This window comes from Cereibacter changlensis JA139 (assembly GCF_003034985.1).
Classification (GTDB): Bacteria; Pseudomonadota; Alphaproteobacteria; order Rhodobacterales; family Rhodobacteraceae; genus Cereibacter; species Cereibacter changlensis.
In genome coordinates, this window is the sequence record NZ_PZKG01000095.1 from 1 (window position 1) to 15,642 (window position 15,642).

General features: G+C 70.7%; 12 protein-coding genes. 2 read left to right on the plus strand and 10 right to left on the minus strand.

Features of this window, described 5'->3' with window-relative positions; translation table 11 throughout:
- A partial coding sequence (locus tag C5F48_RS16675) for a PRC-barrel domain-containing protein (RefSeq protein WP_181247717.1) occupies positions 1 to 1,065 on the plus strand: 1,065 nt, incomplete at its 5' end.
- Positions 1,066 to 1,297: 232 nt separating this feature from the next.
- Here C5F48_RS16675 and C5F48_RS16680 read toward each other — a convergent pair.
- The 5 genes from C5F48_RS16680 to coxB are packed head-to-tail and all read right to left on the minus strand — an operon-like array spanning position 1,298 to position 6,885.
- Positions 1,298 to 2,347, minus strand: coding sequence for a c-type cytochrome (locus C5F48_RS16680; protein ID WP_107665009.1), 1,050 nt, complete (start codon positions 2,345 to 2,347; stop codon positions 1,298 to 1,300).
- An 8-nt stretch (positions 2,348 to 2,355) separates the two neighbouring features.
- Complete coding sequence (locus tag C5F48_RS16685) at positions 2,356 to 2,940, minus strand: cytochrome c oxidase assembly protein (RefSeq protein ID WP_245941353.1); 585 nt, start codon at positions 2,938 to 2,940, stop codon at positions 2,356 to 2,358.
- The gene (locus tag C5F48_RS26105; RefSeq protein WP_245941352.1) at positions 2,937 to 3,344 is read right to left on the minus strand and encodes a hypothetical protein; all 408 of its coding nucleotides are present in this window, start codon (positions 3,342 to 3,344) and stop codon (positions 2,937 to 2,939) included. The genes C5F48_RS16685 and C5F48_RS26105 overlap by 4 nt, the downstream gene beginning before the upstream one ends.
- Positions 3,344 to 5,914 (minus strand): cytochrome c oxidase subunit I, encoded by a 2,571-nt coding sequence (ctaD, locus tag C5F48_RS16690; protein WP_107665002.1) that lies wholly within the window; start codon positions 5,912 to 5,914, stop codon positions 3,344 to 3,346. The genes C5F48_RS26105 and ctaD overlap by 1 nt, the downstream gene beginning before the upstream one ends.
- Positions 5,911 to 6,885, minus strand: coding sequence for a cytochrome c oxidase subunit II (gene coxB / locus C5F48_RS16695; protein WP_107665003.1), 975 nt, complete (start codon positions 6,883 to 6,885; stop codon positions 5,911 to 5,913). The genes ctaD and coxB overlap by 4 nt, the downstream gene beginning before the upstream one ends.
- Positions 6,886 to 7,042: 157 nt before the next feature.
- Here coxB and C5F48_RS16700 point away from each other — a divergent pair, with 157 nt between their 5' ends.
- Complete coding sequence (locus C5F48_RS16700; protein WP_107665004.1) at positions 7,043 to 8,521, plus strand: phospholipase D-like domain-containing protein; 1,479 nt, start codon at positions 7,043 to 7,045, stop codon at positions 8,519 to 8,521.
- A gap of 285 nt (positions 8,522 to 8,806) precedes the next feature.
- Here the strand turns inward: C5F48_RS16700 and C5F48_RS16705 are convergent, their stop codons facing one another.
- From C5F48_RS16705 to C5F48_RS16725, 5 genes are all read right to left on the minus strand, one after another.
- A complete protein-coding gene (locus tag C5F48_RS16705; protein WP_107665005.1) occupies positions 8,807 to 9,580 on the minus strand; it encodes a DeoR/GlpR family DNA-binding transcription regulator in 774 nt (257 codons plus the stop codon).
- A gap of 77 nt (positions 9,581 to 9,657) precedes the next feature.
- The gene (locus C5F48_RS16710; RefSeq protein ID WP_107665006.1) at positions 9,658 to 12,891 is read right to left on the minus strand and encodes an autotransporter domain-containing protein; all 3,234 of its coding nucleotides are present in this window, start codon (positions 12,889 to 12,891) and stop codon (positions 9,658 to 9,660) included.
- Between the two features lie 201 nt (positions 12,892 to 13,092).
- The gene (locus C5F48_RS16715) at positions 13,093 to 14,412 is read right to left on the minus strand and encodes a glycosyltransferase (RefSeq protein WP_107665007.1); all 1,320 of its coding nucleotides are present in this window, start codon (positions 14,410 to 14,412) and stop codon (positions 13,093 to 13,095) included.
- Positions 14,409 to 15,296 (minus strand): glycosyltransferase family 2 protein, encoded by an 888-nt coding sequence (locus C5F48_RS16720; RefSeq protein WP_107665008.1) that lies wholly within the window; start codon positions 15,294 to 15,296, stop codon positions 14,409 to 14,411. Before C5F48_RS16720 ends, C5F48_RS16715 begins: the two co-directional genes overlap by 4 nt.
- Positions 15,290 to 15,642, minus strand: a 353-nt coding sequence (locus C5F48_RS16725; RefSeq protein WP_146170624.1) for a sugar transferase, incomplete at its 5' end; no start/stop codon positions are given. The genes C5F48_RS16725 and C5F48_RS16720, both read right to left, overlap by 7 nt.

Sequence of the window (15,642 nt, forward strand, 5' to 3'; positions counted from 1 at the left end):
CAGGCGGTGATCGAGGGGCAGGCGCAGGTCCGCGTGCCGGATCCGCAGGTCGATGTGCAGGTGCCGCCGCCGCAGGTGACGGTGCGCAAGGCGCAGCCGCAGGTGCAGATCAGCGAGCAGCCGACCGACATCCAGGTCCGGCAGGAACAGCCGCGCATCTCGATCGAGGTGCCGCAGATCCTGGTGACGGTGGAGATCCCGGCGCCGACGATCTACATCCGCTCGTCGCAGCCCGATGTGCAGGTATCAAACGCCGATCCTCAGGTCGAGGTTGTGCAGGGCGACCCGCAGGTTTCGGTGCGGCAGGGCGATCCGGAGCTGACCGTCGATCTCGACGTCGATCAGGACGCCGATGCGGCGGAGACCGCGACCACCCAGGCGCAGGGCGCGACGGATCAGGCGGTTACGGGCGAGGCCCAGGCGGGGATGACCTCCCGGACCGAGGGCAATGTCCGGCTCGGCACCGGCGAGGCGCAGGTCGAGATGGTCCAGCCGGAGGGCGAGGCCGAGTACAACTATACCCAGGCAGAGCCGCAGGTGAGCTTCGAGCAGGCCGAGGCGCAGGTGACGGTGAGCATGCCGGACCAGCCGACAGTCGAGCTCGTCACCGTGGGCGAGCCCTCGGTGACCTTCGAGACCGAGGAAGAGCGGCAGGCGCGTCGCCAGCAGGAGCAGCAGCAGCAACAGCAGGCGGCCGGGCAGCCGGCGGCTGAACAGCAGGCGGGGCAGCAGCAGGCGGGCCAGCAGCCGGCCGCGGGTCTGCCGCAGACCGTGACCGTGGGCCAGTTGATGGACATGCGGGTCGTCGGCGCCGAGGGCGAGGATGTCGGCACGCCGCATGCCATCGTCGGCGAGGGCGAGCAGGTAATGCTGGTGCTGCGCGACGGCGGCTTCCTCGGCTTCGGCGGCCGCGAGATCGGCATCCCGATCTCGCGCGTGATGTTCGGCGGCGACCACCTGCAGCTGAGCACCATGACCGCGGAAGAGATCGAGAGCGCCGGCGGCTTCGAGTTCGACGACAACGCGCGGCTGGAGGACAGCCGGGAGATCGAGATCTCCGGCTGAACAGCCGAGAGCTGAAAGGAGGGGCGGCGCAGGTCTTGCGCCGCCCTTTCTGTTTTCTCTGGCTGCCTTGCGGGTCGGTCGATCCGCAGCCGACGACCACGCGGGTCAAGGTGAGCCCCGCCCTGTTGGAAACTGGATCACATGGGGCCGGGGATGCGCGACGGACGCGGCAGGCTCCCCGCTTCCAGCCGAGAGCCCGCATGCTCCGCCCGATCCCATCAGGCAGGAAGGCTCACTGCGCCGTCTGGTCCCCAGACGAGGCATAGAAGGCGGCCAGCGCCGCGATGTCCTCGTCGGTCAGCCGGGCGGCGGCCTCGCGCATGATATTCGCCCGCGGGCCGCCGCCGCGCAGGCCGTTGCGCCAGAGCCGGAGCTGCCGGTCGAGATAGGGCGCATACTGGCCCGCCAGTCGCGGCGCATCGGAGCGGGCCTCGCGCGAGGGGCCGTGGCAGGCGCTGCAGGCCGGCACCTTGCGGCTGGTGTCGGTCGCCAGCGCGAGGGCGCGGCCGCGCTCCACCAGCCCGCCGCCGGGGTCGGCGGGAGCCTCCGGCGCCTCGCCCGCCGGGGAAGCGGCGAAATGCGCGACATAGTCGGCCAGCGCCTGCTCCGGCACGAGGCTGACCGCCTGCGCCATGATCCCGCTCTGCCGCTCGCCTTCGGCGTAGCTGCGCAGCGACAGGGCGATGTAGTCGGCCGACAGGATGTCGAGCCGGGGGATGTGCGGATTGCCGGAGACACCCTCCGCCCCGTGGCAGCCGGCGCAATAGGTGACGCCCTCCGGCCCCTCGACCGGCGGCGGTGCGGTCAGGCGGGCGTAGTCCTCCGCCGCCATCCCCGGCACGCGGGTGAGGAAGGCGACCAGCGCCCAGACCTCGTCGTCGCGGGTCGAGGGCCAGCCGGGCATGCCGCTCATCTTCACGCCCTCGCGGACGATCCAGCCGAGTTCGTTCGGCGCCCAGTCGGAAACCGCCTCGGCGATCGGCGGCGGCTGGGGGACCATCGCGCGGATGGTGGCGCTGCGCGGCTGGCCCGGCGCGCCGTGGCAGATCTTGCAGGCGGTGTCGTAATGCCGCGCGCCAAGCGCCGCGCGCGCCTCGTCGAGCTCCGGCACCTCCGAGGGCGGCGGGGCGCGCAGTTCGACCGAGTTGCGGAAGGTGGTGTGCAGCACCGGGGCGACCAGCGGCAGGTGGCCGTTGCGGGCCGAGGTGTTGAACAGTCCGAGAAACACCACCGCCAGACCGGCGAGAAGCGCGAGGCCGGCCAGCGCGACCGTGGTCTTCAGCACCGTCTTCATGCCCCGGCCTCCGCGCTGTCGGGTCGGCGCAGCGCCGAGGCGGTCAGCCAGAGCCCGCCGAAGAGGTAGATCGGCGTGCCGATCCCCAGCATCAGCAGCCCGCCCAGCTGTTGCCCCGGCAGCGAGGGCGGCGTGCCGCAGATCTCGGCGTAGAGGTCCTTGCCCGCCAGCACCAGCAGCGCGCCGAGCAGGGTCATGTGCATCGAGGTCAGCAGCAGCGCCCCGGCGCCGGCCAGCGGCTCGGCAGCGCGCAGCGCCCCGGCCCAGACCGCGAGCCCGCCGGCGAGGAACAGCGCCTGCTCCGCCAGATGCCAAGGCAGCGCCAGCCGCGCCGCGCCATGCAGCGCCGGCAGGTGCCAGCCCCAGACGATCAGGAACTCCAGCACCGCCCCGGCCAGCACTGGCACGCCGAGCCGGGCGAAGCCCTGCGGAAAGGCCAGCACCAGCGCCGGCGCGGCGACCGCCACCAGCGTCATGTGCCCCAGCATATGCGCCGGAAAGGCGCCGAGCCAGCGCTCCAGCGGCGCGACCCAGGCGAGCGCCAGCGCCAGCACGGCGACGGTGAGCGCCGCGGCCCTCACCGACAGGACCCGGCGAAGAGGGCGGGCAGGCCGGAATAGACCACGCCGATGAACGAGACCACCGCCAAGAGGAAGGCGGCATGGCCGAGGAATTCGTGCCGGTCCTCGCTGTTGCCGTCGGCATGGGCATAATCGTGGTCGTCGAGGAAATCCCATTGCCGCCAGGCCAGCCAGCCGAGCCAGCCGATGGCGGCCAGGGCGACCAGCGTCGCCAGCCCGACGCCGAGGCGCAGGAGGTCGATATGGGTCTCCGGCTCGGGCCATTTGGCGCAGAAGGCAGCGGTGGCGGCGTAGCTGGCGACGAAGTGGACCGCCCAGACCAGCGGGCCGAAGGTGATGCGCCAGAGGCTGGAGCGCTCCTCGGAGAATTCCTGTTCCTGGCTGCGGTGCGGCTTGTCCTGCATCAGAGCATCCTCGGGAAACCGGCGGTGACGGCGGTGGTGACCAGCACCGTCAACGCAAGGAAGTGCCAGAACAGCGTGACGTTCCACATCGGCGCGTCGTAGCGCGGCGTGATGCGGCCGAAGACCAGCCCGGCCAGCGCGTAGAGCTGCATGATGACCCCTGCCCCGACATGGGCAAGGGTCCAGATCGTGAGCCCCCACATCGTCGCCGGATAGACATGCGAGGTGGGCTCCATATCGGGCAGCATGACCGCGGCCAGCATGGCGGCGCCGCCGCCGAGGGCCAGCAGCGGCGCGAGGCAGAGGCAGAGCCGGGCGGCGCCGGTCCGGTCCCGCCGGTTGGCGCCGCGGGCCGTGAGCATCAGCGCCCAGCTTGCCGTGAGCAGGCCGAGCGCCATGAGCGACCAAGGCCAGGCGGCATGGTCGGCGCCCTCGGGCGGGAAGTCGGCGCCGGCGGTCCAGTAGAAGAACACGCCGAAGACGAGGCTGGCGAAGGCGGTGGAATCGCCGAGCATGGTGATCCACATCGCCCACCAGCCCACCGCCCCCGAGCCGGAGACATAGGTCGGCAGTCGCAGGTCCAGCCCGACGTCCTTGGTCTCCTTGGCCGGGATCAGCGCGGTGGAGGTCCAGAGCCACCACAGGATGCTGATGACCGCCAGCGCCCCTGAGATGCCGGCGGGCCAGTACCAGTGGAAGGTCGGGAAGATGAAGGCTCCGCCGGTCAGCGCCGCCGCGACGAGGGTGATCCAGGTCGTCGTCGCCACCCGCAGCACCTGCAGCGGCCGGCCGTCGATCACCGAGGTGACCAGCGTCTCGCGCTCGCCGTCGGCGGCGTCGGGCAGGTAGAAGCGCCCGGCGTCCATCCGCTCCACCAGCTTCTCCTGCTGCCAGAGCGGGTAGCGGGTGTTCACATAGGGGATCGACCGCACGCCCCAGTCCTCGCCCGGCACGTCATGCGTCCATTCCAGCGTGCCGGCCTGCCAAGGGTTGCGCTCGGGGTCGCCCTGCCGAGCCTTCGGCCTGAGCAGATCCCAGACGAAGACCGCGAAGCCGGCGGCGATGATGAAGGAGGCGAGGGTGGAGACCAGGTTCAGCCAGTCCCAGCCCAGCCCCGAGGGATAGGTGAAGACCCGCCGCGGCATGCCCTTCAGCCCGGTGAGATGCATCGGCATGAAGGAGAGGTTGAAGCCGGTGAAGATCAGCCAGAAGGCCCATTTGCTGAGCCGGGGGGACATCATCTTCTTGGTGATGAGCGGGTAGAAGTAGTAGATGCCGCCAATCACCGGGAAGATCATGCCGCCGAACAGCGTGTAATGCAGATGCGCCACGATGAAGTAGGAATCGTGCACCTGCCAGTCGAAGGGCGCGACGGCGACCATCACCCCGGTCAGCCCGCCCGCGGTGAAGATGGCGAGGGCGCCGGCGATCCACAGCATCGGCGGGATCATCCGCACCCGGCCGACCATCAGCGTCGCGACGAAGGCGAAGAGCTGCACCCCGGTGGGGATCACCACCGCCTCGGACGCCGCCGAGAAGAAGCCGATCGACATCGACGGCAGCCCGGTGGTGAACATGTGGTGCACCCAGAGCCCGAAGCTGAGGAAGCCGGTTCCGACGGCGGAGAGCACGATCCAGGAATAGCCGACGATCGGCCGCCGGGCGGCGGTGGGGACGATCATCGCGGCGATGGCGATCGAGGGCAGGAAGATGATGTAGACCTCCGGATGGCCGAAGATCCAGAACAGGTGCTGCCAGAGCATCGGGTCGCCGCCGCGCTCCGGGTCGAAGAACGGCCAGTCGAAGGACCGCTCCATCTCGAACAGGAAGTCGCCGGCGATCAGCGGCGGGAAGGCGAAGAGGATCATCCCGCCGACCACCAGCACATACCAGGCGTAGAGCGGCATCAGGTTGACCCGCATCCCCGGCGGCCGGCATTTCAGCACGCCGACGATCAGTTCCACCGCCGCGGCGATCGAGGCGACCTCGATGAAGGACAGGCCGAGCAGCCAGATGTCGGCCCCGATCCCGCCCTGCTTGGTGGCCAGCGGCGGGTACATGAACCAGCCCGATTTCGGCGCCGCGTCGAACAGCACCGAGCCCAGCACGAAGATGCCGCCGATCAGGAAACACCAGTAGCCATAGGCCGAGAGCCGCGGGAAGGGCAGGTCGCGCGCGCCCATCAGCGAGGGCAGGATCAGGATGGCGATCGCCTCGAACAGCGGCACGGCGAAGAGGAACATCATCGCCGAGCCATGCATGGTGAAGAACTGGTTGTAGCGGTCGGCCGACAGGAAGTCGTTGTCGGGCACGGCGAGCTGCACCCGCATCAGCAGCGCCAGCACCCCGGCGCAGAGCATGAAGAACAGGCAGGTCAGCGCGTACCAGACCCCGACCGAGGTGTTGTTCACATCCGACAGGATGCGCCAGCCCTTCGGCGAGGCCCAGACCCGGCGCAGCCGCTCGGCCTGCGCCTCCTGTTCGGCCAAGGGCACCGGCTGCGCCAGCATCGCCTCGGTCGGCGGGAAGACCCCCTCGGGCGGCGGCGCGTCGTTCGGCTGGCGGCTCATTGCAGCTGCTCCAGCCAGCCGGCGAGGCTGGCCAGCTCCGCGTCGCTCAGGTGGGAATAGGCGGGCATATGGGCCTCCGGCTTGATCGAGGCGGGGTCGAAGATCCAGCGCGCCAGCGCCTCGGAGGTCATCGGCAGGATCCCCGCCGCCAGCGAGCTGCGCCCGCCGAGATGGGTCAGGTCCGGCCCCACCGCCCCCGCAGCCTCGGTGCCGCGCAGGCTGTGGCAGGCGCCGCAGCCCTCGCGGAAGAAGAGGTCACGCCCCGGTCCTTCCGGCAGGCTGGCGGGCGCGGCCTCCTTGGCCAGCCAGGCGTCGAAGGCCGCGGGCTCCATCACCACGGCCTGCATCGCCATCAGCGCGTGGGAGGCGCCGCAGAACTCGGCGCACTGGCCTCGGTAGGAGCCGGGCTCCGTCGGCTCCAGCGACATGCGGGTCGGGCGGCCGGGGAACATGTCGGTCTTGCCGCCGAGGCCGGGAACCCAGAAGGAATGGATCACCTCGGCGGAGGTCAGCTCGATCTCGCTGCGCAGCCCGGCGGGCAGGCGCAGCTCGTTGGCCGAGATCACCGGCGTCTCCGCGCCCTCCGGCCAGTATTCCACCCGCCACCACCACTGCTCGCCGGTGATGCGCACCCGCAGCCCGTCGCCGGGCGCGCGCTGGTCCGGCATCATCGTCAGCCCGTAGGCGAGCAGCGCGCCAAGCACGATGGTCGGGAAGACGATCCCGCCGCCGATGATCAGCGCCTCGGCCCATTTGCGCGACAGCGACCGCGTCTTGATGCGGGTGACATAGAGGAAGAGCCCGTTGACCAGCAGCCAGAGCACGACCGCTCCGGCCAGCATGACCCAGAACAGCTGCGCCAACTGCGCCGCGTCCACGCCCCCGGTCCGCAGCGCCGATTGCGGGCCGTCGCAGGCGGCGAGGGCGCCGGCCATGGAAAATGCGGCCGCACTGCTATACCTTCGCCCCATACACGCTCCTGACACGGCATTGTGAGCAGAACAGCACAGGATGTCGGTTGTTCCGTCCGGACCCGAAAGGTCTGCAGGGGGCGCAGGGGCCGGCGGCGCCAAGGCGACAACCGGGGCTGCAATCGGCCCGGATTAAGATCGAAAGGAGACTTCCGCAGTGGGCAGCGAAACGGGCGGCAAGACGGGACGGGACGGGGCGGTGCTGCGCCCCGGCGACACCTGCTGGCGGATCGAGCGGGCGGCGCGGCTGGCGGTGATCGTCGACGCGGCGGATTACTTCCGGACCATCCGCACCGCCATCCGGCAGGCGCGGCACTCGGTCATCCTCATCGGCTGGGATTTCGACACGCGCATCCTGCTCGACCCGCTGGACGGCGAGGAGGAGGCGCCGAACGCGCTCGGCAAGTTCCTCGACTGGGCGGTGAAGACCAACCCGGACCTGAACATCCACATGCTGAAATGGGATCTCGGCATGCTGCAGACGCTGGGCCGCGGCTCCACCCCGCTGGCGCTGTTCGACTGGCTGTCGAACGACCGCATCCACATCAAGCTGGACCATGCCCATCCGACCGGGGCGGCGCATCACCAGAAGATCGTGGTGATCGACGACACGCTGGCCTTCTGCGGCGGCATCGACATGACCGCCGACCGTTGGGACACCCGCGACCACGCCGATGACGACCCGCACCGCGTCCGCCCGACCTCGAAACGCGCCTACGGTCCCTGGCACGACATCACCACCGCCGTCGACGGCGACGCGGCCCGGGCGCTGGCCGAGCTGGCGCGCGAGCGCTGGAAACACGCGACCGGAGCCGAGCTCGCCCCGCCGCCGCCGGTGTTGCCGCGCTGGCCCGAGGGGCTGGAGCCGACGCTGACCGAGGTCGATGTCGCCATCTCGCGCACCCTGCCCGCCTATGACGGCCGCGAGGCGGTGAACGAGATCGAGGCGCTCTATCTCGCCGCCATCGCGGCGACCCGGCGGGTGCTCTACATCGAGAGCCAGTATTTCGCCTCGCGCCGGATCGCCGAGGCGATGATCGCCCGGCTGCGCGAACCCGAAGGGCCGGAGATCGTGGTGATCAACCCCGAGACCGCCGACGGCTGGCTGGAGGAGGAGGTGATGGGCTCCTCCCGCGCGCGCCTGCTGCGGCTGGTGCGCGAGGCCGACATCCACGGCCGTTTCCGGATCTACACGCCGGTGACCGAGGGGCGGCAGCCGATCTATGTCCACGCCAAGGTGCTGGTGATGGACGACCGGCTGCTGCGGGTCGGGTCGTCGAACCTGAACAACCGCTCGATGGGTTTCGATACCGAATGCGATCTCTCGGTGGAGGCGGAGAGCATTGCCGACGATGCGCTGCGCCACACGATCACCGGGCTGCGCAACGACCTCGTGGCCGAGCATCTGGGCCGCAGCCGCGCCGAGGTGGAGGAGGCGCTGGAGCGGGAGGGCTCGCTGATCGGCGCCATCGAGGCGTTGCGCTCCGAGGCGCGCTCGCTGGTGCCCTTCGAGCCGCCGGAGCTGAACGCGGTGGAGGACAACCTGCTGCGCGAAAGCGACCTCCTCGACCCGGAACGCCCCTCGCACCGCTGGCGCGCGCTGAACCCGGCCGATCTGGTGCCGTGGTGGAACTGAGACCCTAGCATCATAAGCGCGGCGGGCGCAGGTGGAGAGGGCGCCGCCGGGCCCGGGAGGGACGATGCGCAACCCCGACGGCAAGGGCTGCGTGAGGTGGAGCCGTCACCGGGGGCATCGAGCCCCCGGCGACGGCGCTGCCGGGGAAAGCGGCGGCCGGTCGCGGCATGGACAGGGCGGCGCGGCGGCCGGGAAGATGAGTATTTGGGCAAGGAGAAACGGAAGGGCGCGCCGGAGAGCGTCATGAGTGGGAGGGCCATGCGGGGGAGCGCCCGGGAGCCCCGCTCAGCACACCTCGACCGTCACGCCGCCCGCCTCCAGCAGGGCGCGGAGCTCGGGGGGCGGGGCGACATCGGTGACGAGGATGTCGACATCGGCGATGGAGCCGAGGCAGACGAGGGCGCGGCGACCGAACTTGGAGCTGTCGACGGCAAGGATGGTGCGGTCGGCGCGCTGCATGGCAGCGCGCACGGCGAGCACCTCGCCCGGATCGTCGTCGCCCATCTCGCCTCCCGCGTCGATGCCACTGACCGAGATCACCGCGGCGTCGAAGCGGAAGCGGCGCACGAAATCCTCGGTGCCATGGCTCAGCACCCCGGCGTCGACATGGCGCACGAAACCGCCCGGCACAGCGACCGAGGCGCTTTCCACCTCGCTCAGCAGCGTGGCCGAGCGCAGGCTGTAGGTCACCACCCGCAGGTCGCGCCGGGTGGTCAGCTCGGCGGCGACCGCCTCGCAGGTCGTGCCGGTGTCGAGGAACAGCGCCGCGCCGTCGCCCACCAGCTCGGCCACGCGGCGGCCGATGCGGGCCTTGCCGGCGGCATGCTCGATGCGGCGGCGGCGGTAGGTGACCGGGTCGATCGGCGGCTCGGCCAGCGTCGCCCCGCCATGGCGGCGCACCACCTTGCCGGCCTCCTCGAGGGTGATGAGATCGCGACGCGCGGTCTGGCTGGTGACGGCGAAGCGGCTGGAGATGTCTTCCAGCGAAATGAAATGGTGCTGATGCAGATGCGCCAGCAGTTCGGAATGGCGGCGGGTCTTCTTGTCGGCGTCCTGCATCACGTCTCCGCAGTCGTTGAGCGTCTGCTGCAGTCTGGCACGGAAGGGGGACGCCGGGCGCCCCCCTTCTGCAGGGCTCAGAACTTCACGCGCAGATTGGCGGCAAGGCGGTGGTCGGTGATGTCGTCGCCGAAGGCGCCGGCATAGCCGACCGAGACATCCGCCCCGGGCGCGAGGTCGAGCGCCACCGAGGCCCGCAGGATCGCGGTGTTCTCCGCCACCGGCGCGCCGGTCACGCCGAACTCCGAGCCGCCCGCGAAGGCCAGCGTGGTCTCCGGATCGACATCGCCGAAGGCGTGGCGCAGGCCGATCTCGCCCTCGAACAGCGCGCGGCGGCCGCCGAGCTCGAAGCCCTGTTCGGTGCGCAGGCCCAGCGTGGCGAAGGTCGTGTCCATCTTGGCGTCCGAGCCGGTGAGCGCCGAAGCGCCGCCGCTTTCGGTGAAACCGTCGGTCGAGGCATGCAGTTGCGCCAGACCGACGAAGGGCTCCAAGAGGCCGCGGGCGGTGTCGATGCGGTAGCTCGCCTCGCCGAACAGCTGGGTCACCTGGCTGTCATAGCTCGCGGTCAGGGTCTCGGACACGGCGCCATAGGTCACGCCGCGACGGCTGTCGTTGTCGTTCAGGCTGTGGGTGAGGCCGAAGCGCAGGCCCATCGGACCGGAGGTGGTGCCGCCGTAGATCCCGAGGTGGTAGCTGTCGGCCTCGACGCGCGAGTCGGACAGTTTCACCGTGGACGTGCCGAAGCCCGCGACCACGCCGAGACGCCAGTTGTCGCCGACCTCGCCGTCGAGGCCGAAGAGCGTGCCCGCCGCGTTGCGGTCGGCGTCGGAGACCCCGTCGGCCCCGCTTTCGCCCCAGGCGCCGTAGGCCTTCGCCCAGACGCTGGCCGTGCTCGCACCGCCGATGGCGCCGCGGGCGACCTCGGTCCCCGAGGTGAAGCCGCGGCTGCGGCCGTTCATCACGTCGCCCAGGGTGAGGGCGCTGCCGACATCGGCGGCCAGCGCGGCGGCATGCGCCTCGCCCGACAGGCTGTCGAAGGCGGCGTTCGCCGTCTCGACGTCGGTCATGACCACCTCGTCATAGACCGCGTTGCCCATGCCGAGGCTCTCGACCCCGGTCGCCGCCGCGCGGCCGTTGGCGCTGCGCGCCACCCGGTCGAAGGCGGTGTCGTTGCGGTCGAGCGTCAGCGAGACATCGGTCTCGCCATAGGCGAGCGAGGCGTCCATGAAAGCCAGCGTCGAGCTGACCGAGCCGAAGCTGCCTTCCAGCCCCTTGGCCGCCGAAAGCAGCGTGTAGCTGGTCGAGGGCTTGTAGACGCCCGAGCCGCCGAGCGCGAGCACCGAGCCGTTCAGCTTGGCGGTGCCGCTGACCTTGACGGTGTTCGAGCCGCCCTCCGCGCCGGTCTCGACGGCGAAGGTCGAGCCCTGGGCGAAGGTCAGGTCGCCCTGCACCTTCAGGGCGCCGAGCTCGGACCCCGTGTGCAGCGTGCCGCCGGAGGCGATGGTGGCATTGCCCACCGTGCCGGAGCCGGCGAGGGCCGCGCCGTTGGCCACCGTGGTCATCGCCGAGCTGGCGATGCTGCCCTTGACCAGCAGCTCGCCCGCGGCCACCGTGGTGGCGCCGGTGTAGCTGCTCGCCCCGGTCAGGGCCAGCAGGCCCTCGCCGGACTTGGTGAAGGCGCCCGTGCCGGAGAACACGCCGGAGGCGGTGATGGCCGCGTTGTCGGAGGCGATCTCGATGGTTCCGCCCTCGCCTTCCAGCGAGACGTTGCGGGCGAGCGTGGTCATCGCCGTGCCGGCGATGCGCAGGCTGCCGTCCGAGAGGCGCAGCGTCGCATCGGCGCCGCCGAGCGCCGCGTCCTCGTTCACGATCACCGTGCCCTCGTCGGTGACCAGAGTCTCGCCGATGAAGGAATGGTCGTCGATGCAGTAGTCGACGATCGCCTGTTGGAAGCGCGGGTCGGTGCTTTCGCAGTCGAGCAGGGTCTTCTTCTCCGCCAGCGTCAGGTCGGTGAGGATCGGGTTGCCGTCGGCGTCGGCGATCTGGCCGAGGTAGACATCGGTGCGCATGTTGTTGCGGGTGAGGAAGAACTCCTTCTCCTTCTCCGCGAATTGCGCCGCGTCGGCGCCCCAGACCAGCCGCGTCGCCTCGCCATCGGCGCCGGTGTAGCGTTCCAGCTGCGGGCCGACCCAGGTGAACTCATGCGCCACCGGCTCGTGGTCCGACAGCGGCGTCTGGCTGTTATCGGGGTTGGTCACGTAGAACTTGTCGATCACGCCGAGATATTCGTCCTCGGGATCGTCGGTGAGGGCGAACCACTTGCCGAAGGGCCGCGAGATCAGGAAGTGGTCGATCTTCACCCGGTCCCAGCTGCCCCAGGTGTTGGTGTCATCCTCGCCGTAGGACGGCCAGGTGGTGCTGCCGTCGCCCAGGTCATGCGGGGCGAAGCCCTCGCGCTCGGCCTCGGTCTGGAACAGCATGAACTGCTTCTTCAGCACGTTCATCGTGACCGGGGTGTTTCCGGCGATCGGATAGGTCTCTTCCTCGAACAGGCCGGTCGGGACCGTCGCCCCGTCGATCGCGCTGCCGCCCTTGCCGCGCCAGTCAGCGATGAACTTGTCCAGCGCGGTCTGGTCCTTGGCGTATTGCTTCAGCAGGTCGTAGTAGAAGCTGTTGTTCGGGTTCTTGGTGTAGACCCGCAGCAGGAACTCCTGCTGGCTGACCGAGTGCAGGCCGCGCTCGGACACGTCGCCGGCGTTGAAGTCCCCGGCCATGATCAGCGGGCCGGAGAGGCTGGCGGCCCATTTGCTCAGCTCCTTGGCCTCTTTGACCCGATCGGCCGTGGTGTCGGCGTAGTCGAAATGCACCGCGCCGATCGTCGTGTCGGGACGGCCGCCGGCGCCCGTCGCAATGGCATAGCTGATTTCGCGGCCCTGCTTGGAGCCCGGCAGGTCGATCGAGCCGAGGCTGCCCGGCAGGCGCGAGATGACGCCGGAGCTGCCGTTGCGGATGCCCTGATAGGTCCCGAGACCCGCATCTTTCAGCAGGCCAGGAATGTTCTCGATGTAGTTGCTGCCGTTCACCTCCTGGAAGAGCACCGCGTCATAGTCGCCCGGGATCATCAGCTGGGTCGGTCGCTCGGGCTGCTGCTTGTACTGGTTCCAGATGTTCAGCGTCAGCAGGCGCAGCGTGTTGCCGCTGTCGTCGGCCCGTGCGGGAGCGCCCATCAGCGGCAGCAGCGCCACTGTGCCCAAAAGGGCGATGCGCCAGCTCGTCCGCCGGGCGCGCGCGGTGTTCGATGTCTCGTTCATTCTCGGTCCTTGGTTGCAAGAGGTCAGCCAGGCGACTGCTGGCGTCGACTTCACGCCACTACCGGGACAAAATGTAGTATAACCTACATTATTGAGAAGTTTTTGCGACACATCCCCCCGTCGTGGAGTAGCGACGATGATCGGCCACGATCATGGTGATGCTGCGGAGCGCCCTCCCGCCCTGCCGCTGCCCGCGGAAAATCAGCCGTTCGGCGGGTCGGCGTTGCGGGCCGGGCCGAAGCTGGCGGAGGCGGGTACCTCGGCCGGGGGGCGCGAGGCCGCCGACGCAGGGGCGGGCGTGGCTCCGGGTGGAAACGGGGCGGCGGCGAGGATGCGGTCGTAGAGCGACAGGATCCGGTCGGCCCAGGCGTCGGGGGTCAGCGAGACCCGGGCCGCGGCGGCGGGGGCGCGGCGCGACAGGCCGCGCACCAGACCGTCCCGCGCCGACACCGCGCGCAGCAGCCGCGCCAGCGCCTCGACATCGCCGGGCGGAAAGCTCAGCCCGGCGCGCAGGCGGCGGATGTCGCCCGCCACCAGCAGACTGGCCGAGACCAGCACCGGCACGCCGTTGCTCAGCGCCTCGACCGGGGCGAGGCCGAAGGGTTCCGGCCCCAGCGTCGGGGCGACGAGCGCCCGGGCCCCGCGCAACAGGCGCAGCACCCCGTCGCGGTCCTGCCAGCCGTGCAGCACCGCCTCGGGATAGGCCGCGGCCAGCGCCGCGCGGTCCTGGCCGTCGCCGACGAATTCGGGGCGGATGCCTGCGCGGCGGGCCGCCTCGGCGAATTCGAACACGCCCTTGTAGGCGTGGATGTCGCCGAGATAGAGGATGCCGCGGTTCGCCTCGGCCGCCACCGGCTCGGCCGGCGCGACCGGGTTGGCGATCACCTCCGTGTTAAGCCTGGGATGGGCGCGGCGCAGCAGCGGTTCCATGCCGGCGTGCAGCAGCACCACCGAGCCGTCGCGCAGCACCTCGGCCGCCGCCCGGTCCTGCACCGCCTGCCGCGCCAAACGCCACAGCTTCTGCGCCTGGTTACGCTTGTCGCAGGGCCGCGTCAGGCAGTTGCCGGAGAGCGGAACCAGCGGGCAAGTCTCGCGCCGCCGGTAGTCGAAGTAGGCGCCATTCGGGCAGGCGAGGAAATAGTCATGCGCGTGGATCACCGTCCGGTGCCGGACCGGGGCCAGAGCGGCGAAGATCGAGGGCGACAAGGTCTGCAGGAAGCCGTGCACGTGATAGACTGTCTCGGGCGTGTCCTGCGTGGCGATGTAGCCGGCCAGCGCCCGGCGCGCGCCGCGGTTCCAGATCCCCCGCGCCGCCGACAGCGGTCCTCCCGCCAGCAGCGGCGCGCCGCCCAGCGTAAGGGTGCGGTAACCGGCGGGCTCGGTCGCCGGCGGCTCGTCGCCGGCGAAGAGCGTCACCTTCACCCCGCGCGCCGCCAGCAGGTCGGCAAGCCGCAAGGCCAGCACCGAGGCGCCGCCGCGCGCGCTGGCGTAGTCGCTCAACAGCACGACGCGCGGCTTCATGGCAGCTCCAGCGCCCGCTCCGGCGCCAGCCGGCCGCGCAGCAGGTCGCGGAAGGCCAGCAGATTGCCGCGCAGCCTGCCGCGACGGTCGACCCAAGGCTCCGGCCGCAGCGCCTTCACCCCGTTCGCGGCGACGTTGCGCGCCAGCATGAGCAGGGCGCGTGGCGGGCTCATGCTGCGCCGGGCGATCAGGTGCAGCGGATTGGCGATCTGCGAATAGCCGAGCCGCACCCCGCTGGTCCGGCCGGATTTCACCCCGAGATGCACGCCGCGCAGCGCGTCGTTGCGCATGATCCGGCCGTGGCCGCTGATCCGGCGCGAGAAATCCACATCCTCCAGCCAGCCGTAGAGCGGCAGCCGGTCGTCGAAGCGCAGCCCCGCCAGCACCGGGCCGGCACGGAAGGCCATGTTGCAGCCATAGCCGTTGTAGACCGGGGTCATCCCGGCGCCGGGGTCCGGGGGCGAGGCGGCGAGGATGCGGGCGGCCTCCTCGGGGCGGAGGCCCGCGCCGCCGATGCCATCAGCCAGCACTCGCCCGGTCATCATCACCACTTCCGGATGCGCGGCGAAGGCCCGGGCCAGGCGCTCGAGGTAATCCGGCGCCGGCAGGAAATCGTCGTCGAGGAACAGGATGACATCCTCCGCCGCCGCCTGATCCAGGATGGCGTTGCGCTGCCGGGTCAGGCCGCGCGGCGCGGTCAGCAGCCGCATTCCCGGCAGCGCCGGCAGGCCCGCCGTGTCGCTGCCCTCCGCCGCGCAGAGCAGCAGCCGGTCGGGGGGGCGGCTCTGCCCCGCCAGCGCCCGCAGCGTATGGCCGAGGATCTCGGGCCGGCCGGTGGTGGCGATGCCGACCAGCAGCGGCGGCAACTGATCGGCCCTCAGCATGCGCCATGCCCAGTGAGGACGACGCGGACAGTGCGCAAGAGGATGCCGAGATCCATCCGGAAGCTGCGGGTCAGGCAGTAGCGCACGTCCAGCGCCACGCGGTCGGCATAGCTGGTGCCGCTGCGGCCGCTGATCTGCCAGAGCCCGGTCAGCCCGGGCCGCAGCGAGAGATAGGCCGCGATATGCGGGCCGTAGAGCACCATCTCGGCGGCGGTGATCGGCCGGGGGCCGACCAGGCTCATGTCGCCCTTCAGCACGTTCCAGAACTGCGGCAGCTCGTCGAGGCTGGTCTTTCGCAGGACGGCCCCGAGGCAGCTTACCCGCGGGTCGCGCGCCAGCTTGTGCG

What these genes read in the sequence shown, in the direction of transcription:
- C5F48_RS26105 (WP_245941352.1), bottom strand. Translation starts at nt 3,344, where the DNA reads ATGCAGGACAAGCCGCACCGCAGCCAGGAACAGGAATTCTCCGAGGAG.
- C5F48_RS16710 (WP_107665006.1), bottom strand. Translation starts at nt 12,891, where the DNA reads ATGAACGAGACATCGAACACCGCGCGCGCCCGGCGGACGAGCTGGCGC.
- ctaD (WP_107665002.1), bottom strand. Translation starts at nt 5,914, where the DNA reads ATGAGCCGCCAGCCGAACGACGCGCCGCCGCCCGAGGGGGTCTTCCCG.
- coxB (WP_107665003.1), bottom strand. Translation starts at nt 6,885, where the DNA reads ATGGGGCGAAGGTATAGCAGTGCGGCCGCATTTTCCATGGCCGGCGCC.
- C5F48_RS16705 (WP_107665005.1), bottom strand. Translation starts at nt 9,580, where the DNA reads ATGCAGGACGCCGACAAGAAGACCCGCCGCCATTCCGAACTGCTGGCG.
- C5F48_RS16715 (WP_107665007.1), bottom strand. Translation starts at nt 14,412, where the DNA reads ATGAAGCCGCGCGTCGTGCTGTTGAGCGACTACGCCAGCGCGCGCGGC.
- C5F48_RS16720 (WP_107665008.1), bottom strand. Translation starts at nt 15,296, where the DNA reads ATGCTGAGGGCCGATCAGTTGCCGCCGCTGCTGGTCGGCATCGCCACC.